Source organism: Nonomuraea sp. NPDC050227 (assembly GCF_044459705.1).
Classification (GTDB): Bacteria; Actinomycetota; Actinomycetes; order Streptosporangiales; family Streptosporangiaceae; genus Nonomuraea.
This window is the reverse complement of sequence record NZ_JBITJF010000003.1, coordinates 188,010-207,133: the sequence shown is the minus strand read 5'-3', so window position 1 is coordinate 207,133 and position 19,124 is coordinate 188,010. Positions and strand designations below refer to the sequence as shown.

11 protein-coding genes are annotated in these 19,124 nt (G+C 76.1%); 9 read left to right on the top strand and 2 right to left on the bottom strand.

Translation table 11 applies throughout. The features are described 5' to 3' along the window. Positions 1-151 precede the first annotated feature (151 nt). Together ACIBK9_RS13355 and ACIBK9_RS13350 are read right to left on the bottom strand one after the other, a co-directional pair. The gene (locus ACIBK9_RS13355) at positions 152-1,261 is read right to left on the bottom strand and encodes a S1 family peptidase (protein WP_397157899.1); all 1,110 of its coding nucleotides are present in this window, start codon (positions 1,259-1,261) and stop codon (positions 152-154) included. A 187-nt stretch (positions 1,262-1,448) separates the two neighbouring features. Beyond that, entirely contained in the window at positions 1,449-4,613 is a 3,165-nt protein-coding gene (locus tag ACIBK9_RS13350; RefSeq protein WP_397157897.1) for a BTAD domain-containing putative transcriptional regulator, read from the bottom strand. A gap of 125 nt (positions 4,614-4,738) precedes the next feature. On the opposite strand from ACIBK9_RS13350, the gene ACIBK9_RS13345 reads away from it, so the two are divergent. The 9 genes from ACIBK9_RS13345 (at position 4,739) to ACIBK9_RS13305 (ending at position 19,085) form a co-directional block, all read left to right on the top strand. Then, complete coding sequence (locus tag ACIBK9_RS13345; RefSeq protein ID WP_397157895.1) at positions 4,739-5,839, top strand: alkene reductase; 1,101 nt, start codon at positions 4,739-4,741, stop codon at positions 5,837-5,839. Positions 5,840-6,057: 218 nt separating this feature from the next. Then, a complete protein-coding gene (locus tag ACIBK9_RS13340; protein WP_397157894.1) occupies positions 6,058-6,813 on the top strand; it encodes a 2,3-dihydro-2,3-dihydroxybenzoate dehydrogenase in 756 nt (251 codons plus the stop codon). 138 nt (positions 6,814-6,951) lie between these two features. Continuing rightward, positions 6,952-8,046: an isochorismate synthase gene (locus ACIBK9_RS13335; protein ID WP_397157892.1), complete on the top strand. Its 1,095-nt coding sequence runs from the start codon at positions 6,952-6,954 to the stop codon at positions 8,044-8,046. Further along, positions 8,033-9,559, top strand: coding sequence for a (2,3-dihydroxybenzoyl)adenylate synthase (locus ACIBK9_RS13330; protein WP_397157890.1), 1,527 nt, complete (start codon positions 8,033-8,035; stop codon positions 9,557-9,559). The genes ACIBK9_RS13335 and ACIBK9_RS13330 overlap by 14 nt, the downstream gene beginning before the upstream one ends. Before the next feature lies 1 nt (position 9,560). Further along, complete coding sequence (locus tag ACIBK9_RS13325; RefSeq protein WP_397157888.1) at positions 9,561-10,208, top strand: isochorismatase family protein; 648 nt, start codon at positions 9,561-9,563, stop codon at positions 10,206-10,208. Continuing rightward, complete coding sequence (locus ACIBK9_RS13320; RefSeq protein ID WP_387673335.1) at positions 10,201-10,419, top strand: phosphopantetheine-binding protein; 219 nt, start codon at positions 10,201-10,203, stop codon at positions 10,417-10,419. Before ACIBK9_RS13325 ends, ACIBK9_RS13320 begins: the two co-directional genes overlap by 8 nt. A gap of 43 nt (positions 10,420-10,462) precedes the next feature. Further along, the gene (locus ACIBK9_RS13315; protein ID WP_397157886.1) at positions 10,463-17,551 is read left to right on the top strand and encodes an amino acid adenylation domain-containing protein; all 7,089 of its coding nucleotides are present in this window, start codon (positions 10,463-10,465) and stop codon (positions 17,549-17,551) included. Further along, positions 17,548-17,742, top strand: a complete 195-nt coding sequence (locus tag ACIBK9_RS13310) for an MbtH family protein (RefSeq protein WP_358297748.1) — start codon at positions 17,548-17,550, stop codon at positions 17,740-17,742. The genes ACIBK9_RS13315 and ACIBK9_RS13310 overlap by 4 nt, the downstream gene beginning before the upstream one ends. Continuing rightward, complete coding sequence (locus tag ACIBK9_RS13305) at positions 17,739-19,085, top strand: MFS transporter (RefSeq protein ID WP_397157884.1); 1,347 nt, start codon at positions 17,739-17,741, stop codon at positions 19,083-19,085. The genes ACIBK9_RS13310 and ACIBK9_RS13305 overlap by 4 nt, the downstream gene beginning before the upstream one ends. Positions 19,086-19,124 lie beyond the last annotated feature (39 nt).

The following is a 19,124-nucleotide window of genomic DNA, read 5'->3' as shown; positions in this document are numbered from 1 at the left end:
GAGGAAGTTTGGCGCCCCAGTCGTTGCCGACTGGGGCGATGCCCACATTAGGGCGTTTTGTCTGTTTTGTATAGGTTCTTTTACGCGAACGTGCGGGCCGCGCCTGCACGCGACCCGCACGGAGATCGGCTCACCCGCTGTCAGCGGCCGATCAGAAGACGTTCACCCCGTAGGCGCTCAGCGCCTCGGTGACCGGCTGGAAGAACGTCGTCCCGCCGCTGGAGCAGTTGCCGCTGCCGCCGGAGGTCAGGCCGAGCGCGACGCCGCCGGAGAACAGCGCGCCGCCGCTGTCGCCGCCCTCGGCGCAGACGTTGGTCTTGATCATCTGGCGTACGGTGCCCTCGGCGTAGTTCACGGTGGCGTTGAGCGCCGTCACCGAGCCGCTGTGCACGTGCGTCGTGCTGCCGCTGCGCTGCACGGACTGGCCGACGTAGGCGTTGCCCGCGCTGGTGATGTCACGCGAGCCGCTGTAGAGGTCCACGCCGCCCGGGTGGGCGATGCTGGTGTTGGTGTACTTGACGATGGCGTAGTCGTTGCCCGGGAAGCTGGATCCCGTCGTGTTGCCCAGGGTCGTGGTCTTCGCGGAGTTGGCGTACCACGTGGAGGCGATGTTGCCGCAGTGGCCGGCGGTCAGGAAGTAGTAGGTCGAACCGCTGACCACGTTGAAGCCCAGCGAGCAGCGGTACTGGCCGCCGTAGATCGCGTCGCCGCCCTGGATGAAGAGGCTGAACCTGCCGGGCTCGTTCTCGACGCGCACCGCGGGCGTGGCCGCCTCGGCGCTCTGGCCCTGCGCGGCGGCCGCCTGCGCGTTGGCCTGCTGGACCGCGATCTGGACCTTGGTGCGTGCGCTGCTCGCGACGGTGCTGTCCACCCAGACGACGACCTGGTTGGAGGCCGGGTCGACGGCCCACGCGGTGCCGGGGACGGCGGCCGTGCGGTCGAGGAGGGACATGATGGCCTCAAGTGCGGGGCCGCTGCGGGACACGACACGCGGCACGGCGCCCGAGGCGGTGATGGCCTCGGCGTCGGCCGGATCGGTGGTGGTGACCACCATCTTGCCCTGTGCCTGGTCGAAGTAGGAGCCGGCGGTGCGGGCGCCGAGCTGCCCCTCCAGCCTGGCCGCGGCGGCGGCCGGGTCGGCGGCGGGCTGGGCCGGCGCGGGCGATGCCTGGGCGGGTACGCCCGTGACCGCGCCGGTGAGGAGTCCGGCGGTGGCGACGATCAGTGCGGCGCGCCGGATCCGTAAGCCATGGATGCTCACTGGAGCCTCCTGAGGGTGGGGTGACTTGCCCGCAAATATGAACAAAATCCCCAAGGAGGGCAAGGGGCTGTCATACTGATTTTTTGACCGGGAGTAATAGATCAAGGAAGGGGCGCGGCCACCTCAGGCGCGCTGCTGACCTGGCGTTATGTTCCGGCACATGAGATCGCATCGGCCCGAGCAGGACTCATGAAAAGTTCGACCCGGCATTTTCGGCGATGTCAAGAAAGTTGTTTGTGCCGTGCAGGAACGTCGCGGCGAAGACGTCCCGGCCCAGCACGGCGACGGCGGACGCGGTGATCCGCTCCACGTCGCCGCGTTCGGCGGCCGGCAGCGGGGCGCCCACGCTGCCGCGCAACCCGTCGGCCGCGCCGAGCAGCAGCGCGGCCCGTTCCGCCGCTCCGGCCAGCGCCGCCGCTCCGGCCAGCCCCTCCAGGGAGAGCGCCAGGGTCCGGGGCTCTCCGGTCGAGCGGGCGATCTCCAGGCCGCGCCGGTGGCTCGCGGCGGCCGACTCGTGATCGCCGCGCAGCTCGGCCACGAACCCCAGCTCGGCATGGACCAGGTGCGCGCCCGCGGGTGAGGAGGGATAGACGTCGCGCAGGCGGGCCAGGAAGGACTCGGCGGCGTCGAGATCCCCGGACCGCCGGGCGCCGAGAGCCAGGCCCATCACCGCGTGCACCTCGCCGTAGAGGTGGCCCTGCCGCGCGGCCAGGTCTCGCGCGCGCTCGTGCAGGTCGCGGGCGCGGTCCCAGTCGCCGGCCAGCAGCGCCAGGCGGCCGAGCCCGGAGTGGCGGACCGACAGCTCGCCCGCCAGGCCCAGCTCCTCGGCGATGCGCAGACCCTCCTCCTGGAGCCGGGCCGCCTCGGCGTGGTCGCCCTTGATCTCGGCGACGGCCGACAGCGGCGGCACGGTCTGCAACTCGCCCCAGCGGTCGCCGAGCTCGCGGAACAGCTCCGCGCCGCGGCGGGCGTCCCGGTCGGCTCCGGCCAGGTCGTCGCGGAGCATCGCGTGCATGGCGCGCAGGGCCAGCGTGGCGGCGGTGGTCCATCGGTCGCCGGACGCGGCGGCCACGTCGAGCGCGCCCGTGCCGAGGTCGCCGGCGTTGAACAGGGCGTAGGCGTACAGCCAGGCCAGCCGTCCGGGCACGGCCGCGCCGTCCGGGGCGGGAACGTCGCAGGACGCCGGGCCGGGGCGCTCCCCGGTCAGCAGCCGGAACGCCGCGTGGGCCACCTGCGCGCCGGCCGACTCGGTGGCCAGGGCGCACACCCGCGCCAGGCTGCGGCGGCCCTCGTGCAGCCGGCCGCGCAGCAGCCACCACCACGACAGGGCGGCGGCCAGGCGCCCGGCCAGGACGGCGTCGCCGGTCCCGACCGCCTCCTCCAGCGCCGCGCGCAGGTTGGCGGCCTCGGCGTCGAGCCGGGCCAGCCACTCCCGCTGGCCGGGGCCGCGCAGCTCGGGCTCGGCGCGCTCGGCCAGGTCCGTGTAGTAGCGCAGGTGCCGGCCGCGCGCCTCGCCGAGGTCGTCGGCCTCGCCCAGACGTTCGGCGGCGTACGCGGCGACCGACTCCAGCAACCCGTACCGGGGGCCCGCGGGGCCGTCGGTCATCACGGCGAGCGAGCGGTCGACCAGCCTGGTGACCAGGTCGAGGACCTCCTCGGCGACCACGCCGTCACCCGGGCACACCGCCTCGGCGGCCTCCAGCGTGCAGCCGTCGCGGTGGACGGCCAGGCGGCGCAGCACGACGCGTTCGGGCGTGCTGAGCAGCTCCCAGCTCCAGTCGATCACCGCGCGCAGCGTCCGCTGCCGCTCCGGCGCGCCGCGGCGTCCGCGGGTGAGCAGCGCGAACCTGTCCTCCAGCCGCACCGCCAGCTCCCGTACGCCGAGCCCGCGGACCCGGGTCGCGGCCAGTTCGAGCGCGAGCGGCAGGCCGTCGAGGCGGCGGCAGAGCTCGGCCACCAGCTCGCGGGTCTCCTCGTCGGGGGAGAAGCCGGGCGCGGACGCGGCGGCGCGCTCGACGAACAGCCTGACCGCGTCAGGCGGCCGCAGCGGCTCGACCAGGAACACCCGCTCACCGGCCAGATCGAGCGGCTCACGGCCGGTGGCCAGGATCCGCAGCCCGGGCGCGGCGGCCAGCAGCCCGGCGGCCAGGCCGGCGGCGGCCTCGACGACGTGCTCGCAGTTGTCCAGCACCAGCAGGATCTCGCGCTCGCGCAGGGCGGCGGCCAGCCGCGCCCCGGGCGTCCCGGCCGCCGGGCCCGCACCGAACGCCGGGGCGTCGTCGCGGACGTCGAGGACGGCGGCGACGTGCTGCGCCAGATCGGCGGCATCGCCGCGCCACCCGGCCAGCTCCACCAGCCACACGCCGTCGCCGAACCCCTGGGGCCCATGGGCGGCCCGGCGGGCGGCCTCCAGCGCCAGACGCGTCTTGCCGACCCCGCCGGGACCGGTCAGCGTCACCAGCCGGACGTCCCCGAGCAGCCGGCCCACCTCGGCGACCGCCGCGTCCCGCCCGACGAGGTCGCCGAGCGGCGCGGGCAGGTTCGTCCGCGCCTCCCGGCCGGGCTCCGCGACGCCGCCCGCGACCGGGCGAACGGGCCCCCCGGCGCTCGCGGTGGGCAGGAGGGCGGGATCCTGGCGGAGGATGGCCTCGAACAGTGCGGTCAGGGCGGGGGACGGGTCGACGCCCAGCTCGTCGGCGAGCCGGTCGCGCAGGTCGCCGTAGGAGGCCATCGCCTCGCTCTGGCGCCCCGCCACGTACAGGGCGCGCAGCTGGACGGCGCGCAGCCGCTCCCGCAGCGGATGGCGGGCCACCAGCCCCGCCAGCTCGCCGGCCAGCAGCAGGTGGTCGCCCGCCGCCAGCCGCGCCTCCGCCTGCTCCTCCAGCACGGACAGGCGCTCCTCCGCCAGCCGCCGCGCCGCGACCCGCGCGAACTCCTCGTCGGCGACGTCCGCGAACGCGGGCCCGCGCCACAGCCCGAGCGCCTCGGTCAGCAGCGCGGCGCGCTCGCGCGGGTCGCCGGCCGGGCGGGCCAGGTTGACCAGGGACCGGAAGCGCCCCGCGTCCACCTCGTCGGACGCCTCCAGCCGCAGCCGGTACCCGGCCGCCTGGTACGGCACCCGGTCGCGCCCCAGAGCCGCGCGCAGCCGCGACACCTTGGCCTGCAACGCGTTGCCGGCCCGCCCCGGCGGCTCGTCGCCCCACAGGTCGTCGATGAGCCGGTCGGCCGACACCGGCCGCCCCTCGTGGACGAGCAGGTCGGCGAGCAGGGCCCGGACCTTGCTCTCGACGATCTTGACGGGCCGCCCCTCGTCGTCCCACACGGCGAGCGGGCCGAGTACTCCGAACCGCATGGGAGAACCGTACACACGCGCCGGAGGTGGACCGTCAGCAGATCGTCAGGATCCCCGCAGCGCCCGGGTGCAGAGTTCGGTCACGGATCACGGCGATCCGCCTCGCACAGATCGGAAGCACTGACATGTCCGGCACGTCACCCCTGTTCCAGCCCACGACGCTCGGCTCGCTGAGCCTGCCCAACCGCCTGGTGATGGCGCCGATGACGCGCAACCGCGCCGCCGCCGACGGCACGCCCACCGACCTCATGGCCGAGTACTACGCCCAGCGGTCGGCCGCCGGACTGATCATCGCCGAGGCCACCACGCCCAACGCCGTCGGCCAGACCTATCCGAACATCCCCGCCCTGCACCTGCCCAGGCACGTGGCCGGCTGGCGGCGGGTCACCGAGGCGGTCGCCGAGGCCGGCGGCCGGATGTTCGTGCAGCTGCAGCACGGCGGCCGGATCGGCCACCCGGCCAACAGCGGCCTGCGGCCCGTCGCGCCGTCCCCGGTGACCTTCCCCGAGCCGGTCGCCACCCCGGACGGGAACCGCCCGGCCGTCGTGCCGAGGACGATGAGCCTGGACGAGATCGAGTCCACCGTGGCCGACTTCGCCGCCGCCGCCCGCCGGGCCGTGGACGCCGGCTTCGCCGGGGTGGAGGTGCACGGCGCCAACGGCTACCTCATCCACCAGTTCCTGGCCGACGGCACCAACCACCGCACCGACGCCTACGGCGGCTCGACGGCCCGGCGCATGCGCTTCGCCGTCGAGGTGGTGCGCGCGGTCGCCGCCGCCGTCGGGCCGGAACGGGTCGGCCTGCGGCTGTCGCCCGGGTTCCCCGGGCAGGGGATGAGCGAGAGCGACACCGACGTGCTCTACCCGGCGCTCGTCGAGGAGCTGTCCGGCCTCGGGCTGGCCTACCTGCACCTGGTGTGGGCCAAGCCGGACCAGCCGCTCTACCGGCGGCTGCGCGCCGCCTGGCCGGGCGCGCTGATCGCCAACCCGGCCCAGCCCTGGCCGGGCCCGCTGCCCGCCGACGGCGGCCGGCGCGAGGCGGAACGGCTGCTCGACGCGGGCGCCGACCTGGTGTCGCTCGGCCGGGCCTTCCTGGCCAACCCCGACCTGCCCGAGAGGCTGGCCGCCGGGGCCCCGCTCAACCCCGTCCGCATCGAGCACTGGTACGGCGGCGACCACACCGGCTACACCGACTACCCGACCCTGCGCCAGCCTGCGCTGGCCTGAGACCACCTGCTCGCACCGGCGGCGTGGCTGCGGCTCCCAGCCGCGGCCGCGCCGCCTTTTCGCGTCTCCGACCTGCGGTGACATCCCCGATCTCGCTCCTCGCGCGGCTTTCCCGACGGCCCTCGCCGGGTCCGGACGGCGGTCTTGACAGACCGTCTCTTTGCCTTCAAATTAGGCAAGGCTTACCTAACTAAAGCATTCGGGGAGGACGTGCCGCAATGGACGGGATCGACGGCGAAATCGCCTTGGTGACCGGCGCGGCCCGCGGCATCGGGGCGGCCGTCTGCGCCGCCCTGGCCGGGGCCGGGGCCGTGGTCGGCGCGGCCGACCTGCGATCGGTGACCGGCGGCGACGGGCGGCCGTACCGCATGGACGTGCGCGACCCGCACGACGTCGAGCGCGTCGTCGCGGCGGTCGAGCGGGACCTCGGCCCGATCGCGATCCTCGTCAACACCGCCGGCGTGCTGCTGCCCGGCGAGGTGGACGGCACCGGCGACGACCACTGGAGGCAGAGCTTCGCCGTCAACGCCGACGGCGTCTTCCACGTCTCCCGCGCCGTCGCCCGCCGCATGACGCCGCGGCGGCGGGGCGTGATCGTCACCGTCGGCTCCAACGCGGCCGGCGTGCCGCGCGTCGGCATGGCCGCCTACGCCGCCTCCAAGGCGGCGGCCCGGATGTTCACCCGCTGCCTCGGCCTGGAGGTCGCCAGGCACGGCATCAGGTGCAACGTCGTCTCACCCGGCTCCACCGACACCGCCATGCTGCGCGCCCTGTGGGACGACGCCGACCCCGGCGAGGCGCTGTCGGCCACCCTGCACGGCGACCCGGCCGCCTTCCGCGTCGGCATCCCGCTCGGCCGGGTGGCCGACCCGGCCGACGTGGCCGACGCGGTGCTGTTCCTCTGCTCGGCACGCGCCAGGCACATCACCATGCACGACCTCCTCGTGGACGGCGGCGCCACCCTCCACACCTGACCCGCACCGGCCCTCCTGCGCCACCCCGACCCCGCCCGCCTGAGCCCCCGAACCCGGGGCCTCCGCGCCCGGACCGCCCGGCGGCGGGCCGAACCAGATGGACCGACCGAGATTGGACCGATCGAGATTGGACCTCCCTTGCATCTGCTGACAACCGCGGCGGATCCGCTCGCGGGCTACGACCGCGCGGAGTCGGTGCTGTTCGCCTCCGCCCGCGGCACGCTGCTCACCCGCGGGGTGCGCGGCGTCGCCGCCGGCGACCTGGCCACGCTGGCCGGCAGGGTGGACGGCCCGGCAGCCGGGGCCATCGGCTTCGACGGCACGGCCCACCTGATCCTGCCCGAGTCCGAGACCTGGTCGCCGCCGCTGCCGCCGGGCGCCGCCCCCCTGGTCAGCGGCGGCTGGTGGAGCAGGCGGGTGCCCGAGCCGGCCGCGTACGCCGCCGCGGTGCGCAGGGCGCTGGCCGAGCTGGAGCGCGGCGGCCTGGCCAAGGTGGTGCTCGCCAGGACCGTGGAGCTGCGCTCGGACGAGCCGATCGACCTGCCGGGGCTGCTGCGCCCGCTGCTCGGGCACGGCTACTCCTTCGCCGCGCCGCTGCCCGGCGGCCGCACGCTCACCGGCGCCAGCCCCGAGCTGCTGGTCTCCCGCCACGGGCGCGCGGTGGTCAGCAACCCGCTGGCCGGCTCGGCGGCCCGCTGCGACGACCCCGCCGAGGACCGGCGCAGGGCCGCCGCGCTGGCCGCCTCCGCCAAGGACCTGCGCGAGCACCGGCTGGTCGTGGAGGCCGTCGCCGACGCGCTCGCGCCGTACTGCGCGGGCCTCCAGGTGCCCGTCACCCCGGAGCTGACCTCCACCGAGACCATGTGGCACCTGTCCACCCGCGTCACCGGCACGCTGCGCGACCCCGACACCCGCGTGCTCGCGCTGGCCGCCGCCCTGCATCCGACGCCCGCCGTCTGCGGCACGCCCGAGGCCGGGGCGCGGCGGATGATCGAGGAGCTGGAGCCGTTCGACCGCGGCTTCTACGCCGGGCTGGCCGGCTGGACCGACGCCGCCGGCGACGGCGAATGGGCCGTGGCGATCCGCTGCGCCGAGGTGGCCGAGCACACCCTGCGCCTTTACGCCGGCGCCGGCATCGTCACCGGCTCCGACCCCGAGGCCGAGCTGGCCGAGACCGCCGCCAAGTTCCGCACCATGCTGCGCGCCCTGGGGGTCTCCGATGCACTGGCCTGAGGAGGAGGCCGCGCGCTACCGGGCGGCCGGCTACTGGCGCGGCGAGACGTTCGGCGGCCTGCTGCGCGACCTGGCCGCCGCGTACGGCCCCCGCCCCGCCCTGATCTCGCCCACCGCCCGCTGGACCTTCCGCGACCTGGACGAGCGCGCCGACCGCCTGGCCGCCGGGCTGCGCGCGAGCGGCATCGGCCGCGGCGACCGCGTCGTGGTCCAGCTCCCCAACGTGCCCGAGTTCCACCAGGTGTGCTTCGCGCTGTTCCGGATCGGCGCCTGGCCGGTGTTCGCGCTGCCCGCCCACCGCTCGGCCGAGATCTCCCACTTCTGCTCCTTCACCGAGGCCGCCGCCTACATCTGCCCCGACGACGAGCACCGGGCCTACGCCCCCGGCACGCCCGCGCACGTCCTCGGCGAGCTCCCCGAGACCGACCCGGACGAAGGCGACCCGAGCGAGAGCGGCCCGCACCGCCCCGCGCCCGGCGACGTCGCCTTCTTGCAGCTGTCCGGCGGCAGCACCGGCCTGCCCAAGCTCATCCCGCGCACCCACGACGACTACATCTACAGCTTCCGCGCCAGCGCCGAGATCTGCGCGCTGCGGCCGGACAGCGTCTACCTGTGCGCGCTGCCCGCCGCGCACAACTTCCCGATGAGCTCGCCCGGCGTGTTCGGGGCGCTGAGCGCCGGGGCCGCGTCCGTGCTGGCCCCCGACCCCAGCCCCGGCACCTGCTTCCCGCTCGTCGAGCGCGAGCGCGTCACGATCGCGGCGCTCGTCCCGCCGCTCGCCCTGGTCTGGCTGGACGCCGCCGCCACCACCGGCCACGACCTGTCCAGCCTGGAGGTGCTCCAGGTCGGCGGCGCCAAGTTCGGCCGGGAGGCGGCCAAGCGGGTGCGGCCCGAGCTCGGCTGCACGCTCCAGCAGGTGTTCGGCATGGCCGAGGGCCTGGTCAACTACACCCGCCTGGACGACGACGAGGAGACCATCGTCGCCACCCAGGGACGTCCCATCTCGCCCGACGACGAGATCCGCGTCCTGGACGACGACGGCCGCGACAGCGACCACGGCCACCTGCTGACCCGCGGCCCCTACACCATCCGCGGCTACTGGCGGGCCGAGGAGCACAACAGGACCGCCTTCACCGACGACGGCTTCTACCGCACCGGCGACATCGTCCGTCGCACCCCCACCGGCCACCTGGTCGTTGAGGGACGCGCCAAGGACCAGATCAACCGGGGCGGCGAGAAGATCGCGGGCGAGGAGGTCGAGAACCACCTGCTGGCCCACCCGGCGGTCCACGACGCCAGCGTGGTCGCCGTGCCCGACCCCTACCTGGGGGAGCGGGCCTGCGCCTACGTCATCTGCCGCGGCGACCCGCCCAGCGGGGCCGAGCTGCGCGCGTTCCTGCGCGGGCGCGGCATCGCCGTCTTCAAGATCCCTGACCGGTTCGAGTTCGTCGACGCCTTCCCGCAGACCGCGGTCGGCAAGGTCAGCAAGCGCCACCTCCGCGAAAGGACATGACATGACGATCCCCAGGATCGAACCGTACGCCATGCCGTCCGAGCTCCCGGCCAACCGGGTGGACTGGCGGCCCGACCCGCGCCGGGCCGTGCTGCTCGTGCACGACATGCAGAACTACTTCCTGCGCGCCTTCACCCCCGGCCGCTCGCCGATGGTCGAGCTGATGGCCAACGTGCTGGCGCTGCGCGAGCGGTGCGCCGAGCTGGGCGTGCCCGTCGTCTACTCCGCCCAGCCCGGCGCCCAGAGCGCCGAGCAGCGCGGCCTGCTGCTGGACTTCTGGGGCACCGGCATCGGCGCCGACCCGCGCGAGGCCGCGATCGCCGACGAGCTGACGCCCGGCGACGGCGACGTGCTGCTCACCAAGTGGCGCTACAGCGCCTACCAGCGCACCGGGCTCGCCGAGCTGATGGCCGGGCAGGGCCGCGACCAGCTCGTCATCTGCGGCGTGTACGCCCACATCGGCGTGCTGATGACCGCCTGCGAGGCGTTCATGCGGGACGTGCAGGCGTTCGTGGTCGCCGACGCCGTCGCCGACTTCTCCCGGCAGCACCACGAGATGGCCCTCACCTACGCCGCCGAGCGGTGCGCCGTCACCACCACGACCACCCGCGTCAGCCGCGCCCTGTCGGGGGCGGTGGCCGGTGTCTGAGGCCGAGGAGCGCCTGCGCGCCCAGATCGCCGGCCTGCTGTACGTCGAGCCCGCCGAGCTCGGCCCGCACGACGACCTGCTGGACGCCGGCCTGGACTCCATCAGGGTGATGACGCTCATCGAGGCGTGGAAGCGGGAGGGCCGCGACATCGGCTTCCCCGACCTCGTGGACCGGCCCACCATCGCGGCCTGGGCGGAGCTGCTCACGTGACCGCCGTCCCGACCCGTCCCCGCGTTCCCGAGGAGCGGCCCGCGTGACCCTGCAGACCATGCCGCTCACGGGCGCCCAGGCCGGGATCTGGCTCGCCCAGCGCCTGGACCCCGCCAACCCCGTCTACAACGCCGCGGACCGCATCGACCTGCGCGGCCCGCTCGACCCGGCCCTCTTCGCGCGGGCGCTGGAACGCTGCCTGGCCGAGGCCGAGCCGCTGCGCCTGCGCTTCACCGCCGAACCGGCCCAGTACCTGCCCGACTACGACTCGCTGCGCGGCTGCCTGACCGTGCTGGACCTGCGCGGCGAGCCCGACCCGGAGGCCGCGGCCGACGCCTGGATGCGGGCCGACCTGGCCGCGCCCGTGGACGTCGTCACCGGCCCCCTGTCGCGGCACGCGCTGCTGCGCCTGGCCGGCGACCACCACGTCTGGTACCTGCGGGCCCACCACATCCTCATCGACGCCTACGCCCTGTCGATGCTGGTCGGCCGGACCGCCGACATCTACACGGCGCTGGCCGACGGGCTGGCGCCGGGGGCGGGGCCGTTCGGGTCGATGGCGGCGCTGCTGGCCGAGGAGGAGGCGTACCTGGCCTCGGAACGGCGGGCCCGCGACCGGGCGTACTGGCTGGAGCGGCTGGCCGGCGCCCCCGAGCCCGCCGGGCTCGCCGGGACGCCCGCCTTGTCGGCCCGCGAGGTCGTACGGCGGCGCGCCGCCCTGCCGCCCCTGCCCCGGTGGGACGACCTGGCCCGCGCCGCCCGCGCCACCTGGGCCGACGTCGCCGCCGCCGGCCTGGCCTGCTACGTGGGACGGCTCACCGGCGGCACCGACGTGCTGGTCGGGCTGCCGCTGATGAACCGCACCGGGGCCGCCGTCCGCGTGCCGTGCCTGACGGTCAACGTGCTGCCCGTCCGGCTCGACGTACGGCCCGGCCGCACGGTCGGCGACCTGGTCGGGCAGGCCGCCCGCCGGATCGCCGAGGCCCGCCGCCACGGCCGCTACCGCATCGAGGACCTGCGCCGCGACCTGGGCCTCGGCGGGACGTCGCGGGCCCTGTTCGGCCCGCTGCTCAACATCAAGCCGTTCCCGGCCGAGACGAAGTTCGGCAGCGCGACCGGCACCGTCACCAACCTGGCCGCCGGGCCGGTGGACGACCTGGCCGTGGCCCTGCTGCCCGACGGCGACCGCCTCACCCTGGAACTCGACGGCAACGCCGCCCGCTACGACCAGGCCGCCCTGGCCGCCCACACCCGACGCCTGGCCGGCTTCCTCACCACCCTGACCGGCGCCTCCCCGGACACCCCGCTCGGCCGCCTCCCCCTCCTCACCGCCGACGACCGCGCGGCCCTTCCCCCCGAGACCGCACCGCGAACCGGCCGCGCCACCGGCCACGCCACCAGGCGGGCCGACGGCCGGACGGACGGCCAGACGGACGGCCGGACCGCCGGGCGGACCGTGGTGGACGCCTTCCTGGAACGGGTCCGGCTGACGCCCGCCGAGACGGCCCTGGTGTGCGACGGCGACAGGCTCACCTACGAGGAGCTGGGCGCGCGGGTGGACCGGCTGGCCCGGCGGTTGGCCGCCGGCGGCGCGGGCCCGGAGCGGGTCGTGGCCGTCGTCCTGCCGCGCTCGGCCGAGTTTGTGGTGGCGCTGCTGGCGGTGCTGCGCAGCGGCGCGGCCTTCCTGCCGGTGGACCCCTCCTACCCGGCGGAGCGGCGCGCCCTCATGCTGGCCGACGCCGCCCCGTCCGTCGTGCTCACCCCCGGCTGGGCCGGGGACGCCCCCGGCTGGGCGGGGGACGCGCCCGGCTGGGCGGGGGACGCGCCCGGCTGGGCGGGGGACGCGCCCGGTACGCCGGATCCGCTGCCTCTCCCCGGGCCGGGCGACGCCGCGTACGTCATCTACACCTCCGGCTCCACCGGCCGGCCCAAGGGCGTCGTGGGCACCCACGGCGGGCTCGCCGCCCTCCTGGACTCCCACCGCGAGCGCCTGTTCCCGGACGGCGGGCGGCTGCGCGTCGCGCACACCGCGTCGTTCTCGTTCGACGCCTCGCTGGACCCGCTGCTGTGGATGATCGGCGGCCACGAGCTGCACCTGCTCGGCGACGACCGCTACCGCGACCCCGAGGCCCTGACCGCCTACGTCCGCGAGCACGGCGTCGACTACCTGGACCTGACCCCCTCCCACCTGAAGGAGCTGCCCGGCCTGCTGGCCGAGCCGCCGCGCGTCGTCGTGGTCGGCGGCGAGGCCGTGCCCGGCCCGCTGTGGCGGACGCTGCGCGAGCGCACGTTCGCCGTCAACCACTACGGCCCCACCGAGGCCACCGTGGACGCCTACACCTGGCTCGGGGACGGCTCGGAGTGGCCCACCGCGGGCTCGTCGGCGCACGTGCTCGACGACGCGCTGCAACCGGCGCCGCCGGGCGCCGTCGGCGAGCTGTACCTGGCGGGGGAGGGGCTGGCCCGCGGCTACCTCGGGCGTCCCGACCTGACGGCCGAGCGGTTCGTCGCCGGTCCCGGCGGGTCGCGGCTGTACCGGACGGGCGACCGCGCCCGCTGGGCCGCCCCCGGACGGCTGGAGCTGCTGGGCCGGGCCGACGACCAGGTCAAGGTGCGCGGCGTGCGGATCGAGCCGGCCGAGGTCGAGGCGGTGCTGGAGGAGCACCCGTCGGTGGCCGCGGCCGCGGTCGCCGCCCACTCCGGCCGCCTGGTCGCCTACGTCATCCCCACCCCACCCGGCGCGGACCGCCCGACCGGCGCGGAGCTGCTGCGGTTCGCGGCCGCGCGGTTGCCCGCCGGGATGACGCCCGTCCAGGTCGTCACTCTGGAGGCGCTGCCCCGCACGCCCAACGGCAAGCTCGACCGGGCCGCCCTCCCCGCCCCCGAGGCCAGCGCCGCCACCGGCCGCGGGCCCGCGAACGCCGCCGAGGAGACCATGTGCGCCCTGTTCGCCGAGGTGCTGGACCTCCCGGCGGCGGGCCCCGAGGACGGCTTCTTCGACCTGGGCGGCCACTCGCTGCTGGCCGCCCGCCTTACCGTGCGGATCAGGGAGACCTTCGGCGCCGCCGTGCCGATCAGGGCCGTGTTCGACGCCCCCACCCCGGCCGGGCTCGCGGCCCTGCTCGGCGTCACCGCCGCCCCTCGGCCGCCCCTGCTCCCGTCCCCGCGGACCGGGCCGGCGGCGATGCGGCCCGACCCGGTGCCGCTGTCGTCCGCGCAGGCCAGGCTCTGGTTCCTGTATCGGATGGAGGGGCCCAACCCGACGTACAACATCCCGCTGGCGCTGCGGCTCGGCGGCGACGTGGACCGCGCCGCGCTGCGGGCCGCGCTCGACGACGTCGTGGCCCGGCACGAGATCCTGCGCACGGTCTTCCCCGAACGCGACGGCGTCCCCTGCCAGCGGGTCCTGGAGCGGCACAGCGTCCCGATGCCCGTCTGGCAGCCGGCCGAGCCCGCCGCGGCCATGCGCCGGATCGCCCGCCGCGGCTTCGACCTGGCCGCCGAGCCGCCCTTCCGCGCCCACCTGCTGCGGCTCGGCCGCGACGAGCACGTCCTGATGCTCGTCCTGCACCACATCGCGGGCGACGGCTGGTCGGCGGGGCCGCTGGTCGGGGACCTGAGGGCGGCCTACGAGGCCCGCCGGAGCGGACAGGCGCCGGCGTTCGGGCCGCCGCCCGTCCAGTACGCCGACTACACGCTGTGGCAGCGCGACCTGCCCCTGACCGGGCTGGAACACTGGCGGGCCACACTGGCCGGCCTGCCGGACCGGCTCGACCTGCCGTACGACCGGCCACGGCCCGCCGTGCTGGGCGGCGCGGGCGGCACGGTCCCCGTGACGTTCCGGCCCGCCCTCATGGCCGAGGTCGAGGCGCTGGCCCGCCGCGCCCGAGCCAGCGTCTTCATGGTGCTGCACGCCGCCCTGGCCGCCCTGCTCACCCGGCTCGGCGCGGGCACCGACATCCCGATCGGCACGCCCGTCGCCGGCCGCGGCCACAGCGCCCTGGACGGCAGCGTCGGCTTCTACGTCAACACCCTCGTGCTGCGCGCCGACACCTCGGGCGACCCGTCGTTCGCCGAGCTGCTGGACCGGGTCAAGGCCGCCGACCTGACCGCGTTCGACCACGCCGAGCTGCCCTTCGACCGGCTCGTCGAGGCGCTCAACCCGCCCAGGTCGCGCGACCGGCACCCGCTGTTCCAGGTCATGCTCGTCCACCAGGACGCCGCCGAACCGCCCGGCGTCGAGGTCGTCCACACCGGGACGGCGAAGTTCGACCTCACCCTGAACGTCGGCCCGTCCGGCGCCGGGTTCCTGGAGTACAACCGCGACCTGTTCGACCGGGCCACCGCCCGCGCCCTCGCCGGCCGGCTGACCCGCCTGCTGGAACAGGCCGTGGCCGACCCGGACCGGCCGCTCGGCGGGTACGACCTGCTCGACGCCGCCGAACGCCGCACCCTGGTCGAGGAGTGGAACGGCGACCTGGTCAGCGAGCCCGGCGGCACCCTGCCCGGCCTGTTCGAGGCCCAGGCCCGCCGCACCCCGGACGCCGTCGCCGTGGACACCTGGACGTACGCCGAGCTGAACGCGCGCGCCAACCGGCTGGCGCACAAGCTCATCGCCCACGGCGCCCGGCCCGGCGCCGTCGTCGCGCTGTCGCTGCCCCGCTCGCCCGACCTGGTGGCGGCGCTGCTCGCGGTGGTCAAGACGGGCGCGGCCTACCTGCCGCTCGACCCGTCCCACCCGGCCGCCAGAACCGACCACATGATCGCCGACGCCGGGCCGGTGTGCGTCGTGGACGCGTCCTGGCTGGGCGACCTCGGCGACTGGCTGGACCACGACCCGGAGCGCGACCTGCGTCCGGGGGACGCCGCGTACGTCATCTACACCAGCGGCTCCACCGGGCGGCCCAAGGGCGTGGTCATCACCCACCACAACGTCGTCCGGCTGCTGTCGGCCACCGACGCGTGGTTCGGGTTCGGCCCCGGCGACGTCTGGACGCTGTTCCACTCCTACGCCTTCGACTTCTCGGTGTGGGAGCTGTGGGGCGCCCTGCTGTACGGCGGCCGCCTGGTCGTGGTGCCGTACGAGACCAGCCGGTCCCCGGGCGACCTGCTCGCCCTGCTGGAACGCGAGCGCGTCACCGTGCTCAACCAGACGCCGTCGGCGTTCTACCAGCTCATCGCCGCCGACGACGGCCGCGACCTGGCCCTGCGGTACGTGATCTTCGGCGGCGAGGCGCTGGAGCCCGCCCGCCTCGCCCCCTGGCGGGCCCGCCGTCCGGACCTGCCGCGCCTGGTCAACATGTACGGCATCACCGAGACGACCGTGCACGTCACCCACCACGTGCTGCCGCCCGGCGAGCAGCACGGCAGCCCCATCGGGCGCGGCATCCCGGACCTGCGGGTCTACGTCCTGGACGACCGCCTGCGGCCGGTGCCTCCCGGCGTGGTCGGCGAGCTGTACGTCGCCGGGGACGGCCTCGCCCGCGGCTACCTCGGCCGGCCCGGCCTGACCGCCGAACGGTTCGTCGCCGACCCCTTCGGACGGCCCGGCACCCGCATGTACCGCTCCGGCGACCTGGCCAGATGGCGCGCCGACGGCACGCTCGACTATGCGGGCCGCGCCGACCAGCAGGTCAAGGTGCGCGGCTTCCGCATCGAGCCGGGCGAGGTCGAGGCGGCCCTGCTGCGGCACCCGTCGGTCGCCCAGGCCGCCGTGATCGTCCGCGAGGACCGGCCCGGCGACCAGCGCCTCACCGCCTACGTGGTCCCACCCGCCGGAACCGCCCCCGAGCCCGCCTCCGAGGGGCCCGCCTCCGCCGGGGCCGCCTCCGCCGGGGCCGCCTCCGCCGGGGCCGCCTCCGCCGGGGCCGCCTCCGCCGGGGCCGCCTTCGCCAGGGACGCCGACGTGGGGGAGGTGCGGGCGTTCGTGGCGCGGGTGCTGCCCGGCTACATGGTGCCGGCCGCCGTCGTCCGGGTGCCCGCGCTGCCGCTCACCGTGAACGGCAAGCTCGACCGCGCCGCCCTGCCCGCCCCCGAGGCCCCCACCACCGGCGGCCGGCTGCCGGACGGGCCGCGCGAGGAGGCGATGTGCGCGCTGTTCGCCGAGGTGCTCGGCCTGCCCCGGGTCGCCGTGGACGACGGCTTCTTCGATCTCGGCGGCCACTCGCTGCTCGCGGTCCGGCTGGTGGCCAGGGTCAAGGAGGTGTTCGGCGCCGAGGTGTCCGTCGGCGCGCTGTTCGAGGCGCCGACCGCCGCCGCGCTCACCGCCCTGGCACAGGGCGGCGCGCGCACCGACCCGCTGCGGACGCTGCTGCCGCTGCGCGAGTCCGGCTCCCGGCCGCCGCTGTTCTGCGTGCACCCGGCGGGCGGGCTGAGCTGGTGCTACGGCGGCCTGCTCCGGCACGTCCAGGACCGCCCGATCTACGGGCTGCAGGCCCGCCGCGACCACCTGCCCACCTCGCTGCGCCGCCTGGCCGCCGACTACGTGGCCCAGCTCAGGCTGGTGCGCCCGCGCGGCCCCTACCACCTGCTGGGCTGGTCCACCGGCGGGATCATCGCCCAGGAGATGGCCGTGCAGCTCCGGCTGGCCGGGCAGGAGGTCGCGCTGCTGGCCGTCCTGGACGCCTACCCCGCCGAGGGCATGCGCGACCTGCCGCCGTCCGACGAGGCCGAGGCGCTGGAGGCGCTGCTCACGATGGCCGGCTTCGCCCCCGACGCCGCCCTCACGCTGGACCGGGTGGCGGAGATCCTGCGCCGCGAGTCCAGCCCCCTGGCCGGGCTGCCGGCCGGGACGCTGGCCGAGCTGAAGGACCTCTACCTCAACACCAACCGCCTCGTCCGCGCCCTCGACACCCGCCGCTTCGACGGCGACGTGCTGTTCTTCCGCGCCACCGTCGACACGGTGGACGACACCCTGACCGCGGACGCCTGGCGCCCGCACGTCGGCGGCACGATCGAGACGCACGACGTGGCCTGCAGCCACAAGGACATGACACAGCCGGGCCCGATCGCCGAGATCGCCGCGATCGTCGCCGCCCGCCTCGACCGCCTCGACCGCCTCGACCACCTCGACCGACCAGGCGGCCCCGGCCCCCGTGGCGCCGCCCCCGCGACCCAGGAGCACACCCCGTGAACCCCTTCGACGACCCGGACGGGCAGTTCCTCGTCCTGGCCAACGACGAGGACCAGCACTCCCTGTGGCCCTCCTTCGCCGCCGTCCCCGACGGCTGGTCGGTGCGGTTCGGGCCGGACGGCCGGGCCGCCTGCCTGGCCTACGTCCAGGCGTCCTGGACCGACCTGCGCCCTCGCAGCCTGCGCCGGTGAGGGGCCGCGTACTGGCCGCCTACGTCACGGCGATGTGCGTGAGCGGCCTGGACGCGACGATCGTCAACCCCGCGCTGTTCGCCGTCGCGGCCGACCTCGGCGTGCCGCCCGCCGCGGCGAACGCCGTGGAGTCGGCGTTCCTGGCCAGCCTCGCGATCGCCATGCCGGTCGCCGGCTGGCTGTGCGACCGGTACGGCGCGTCGCGCGTCTTCCTGGCCGCGCTCGCCGCGTTCACGGCGGCCTCCGGGCTGTGCGCGCTGTCGTGGGACCTGGGGTCGCTGGTGTGCTTCCGGGTGCTGCAGGGCGCGGCGGGCGGCGTGCTGACGCCCGCCGGGATGGCCATGTTGTTCGCCGCCTACGCCCCCGAGGAGCGCATGCGGCTGTCCCGGCACATCGTGGTGCCGACCGCGCTCGCGCCCGCGCTCGGCCCGGTGCTCGGCGGCCTGCTGGCCGACACGCTCTCGTGGCGCTGGGCGTTCCTGGTCAACCTGCCGCTCGGCGCGGCGGCCCTGCTCGCCGGCGCCGCCGCGCCGCCGCCCGCCCCCGTCACGGGCGGGGGCACGGGGGGCGGGTGGCTGGACGTGCGCGGCCTGCTGCTGGCCGGCGCCGGGTCCGGCCTGCTGATGTACGGGCTGAACGAGGCCGCCGCCGGCCTGTCGCCGCTCGCCTGGGCGGCGCTGCCCGCCGGAGCCGCCCTGGTGTGGGCGCTGGCCAGGTCGGCGCGCAGCACCGAGCTGCCGCTGCTGGACCTGGGTCTGCTGGCCGACCGCGGTTTCCTGCGCGGCGCGGCCACCGCCACGCTGTCGGCCGCCGGGCTGCTCGGCATGCTGTTCGCCTTCCCCCTGATGTACCAGGACGCGCTGGCGGCCACGGCCACCGACGCCGGTCTCGTCGTCTTCCCCGAGGCGCTGGGGCTCATGGCCGCCGGGTTCCTGGTGGACCGCGCCTGCGCCCGCTGGGGCGAGCGGCGGGTGGTGGCGGCCGGGCTGCTCGGCAGCGCGGCGCTGTTCGCGTTCCTCGCGCTGGCCGAGCCGGGCCCCTGGACGCTGCGGGCCGTCATGTTCGCCGTGGGGCTGGTGCTCGGGCAGGCCGTGACGGCGGTGCAGGTGTCGGCGTTCACGATGGTCGGGCCGCAGGTGATGGGCCGGGCCATGACCCTGTTCCAGTCGCTGCGCATGCTCGGCGGCGGGCTCGGCGTCGGCGTGTGCGCGGCGGCCGCGGCCGTGGCCGGGTACCGCGCCGCACTGCTGGCCGCCGCGGCGTTCCTGCTGGCCGCCTGCGGCACCGCGGCGCTGCTCCGGCCCGCCGCGGTCACCGCGCGTAAGGCCGAACCCACCGGCTGAGCCCCGAGCCGGCGGCCGGCCGGGGCTACGGGGTGAGCG

Coding starts and splice junctions, on each gene's coding strand:
- ACIBK9_RS13350 (WP_397157897.1), bottom strand. CDS start 4,613: ATGCGGTTCGGAGTACTCGGCCCGCTCGCCGTGTGGGACGACGAGGGG.
- ACIBK9_RS13345 (WP_397157895.1), top strand. CDS start 4,739: ATGTCCGGCACGTCACCCCTGTTCCAGCCCACGACGCTCGGCTCGCTG.
- ACIBK9_RS13340 (WP_397157894.1), top strand. CDS start 6,058: ATGGACGGGATCGACGGCGAAATCGCCTTGGTGACCGGCGCGGCCCGC.
- ACIBK9_RS13330 (WP_397157890.1), top strand. CDS start 8,033: ATGCACTGGCCTGAGGAGGAGGCCGCGCGCTACCGGGCGGCCGGCTAC.
- ACIBK9_RS13325 (WP_397157888.1), top strand. CDS start 9,561: ATGACGATCCCCAGGATCGAACCGTACGCCATGCCGTCCGAGCTCCCG.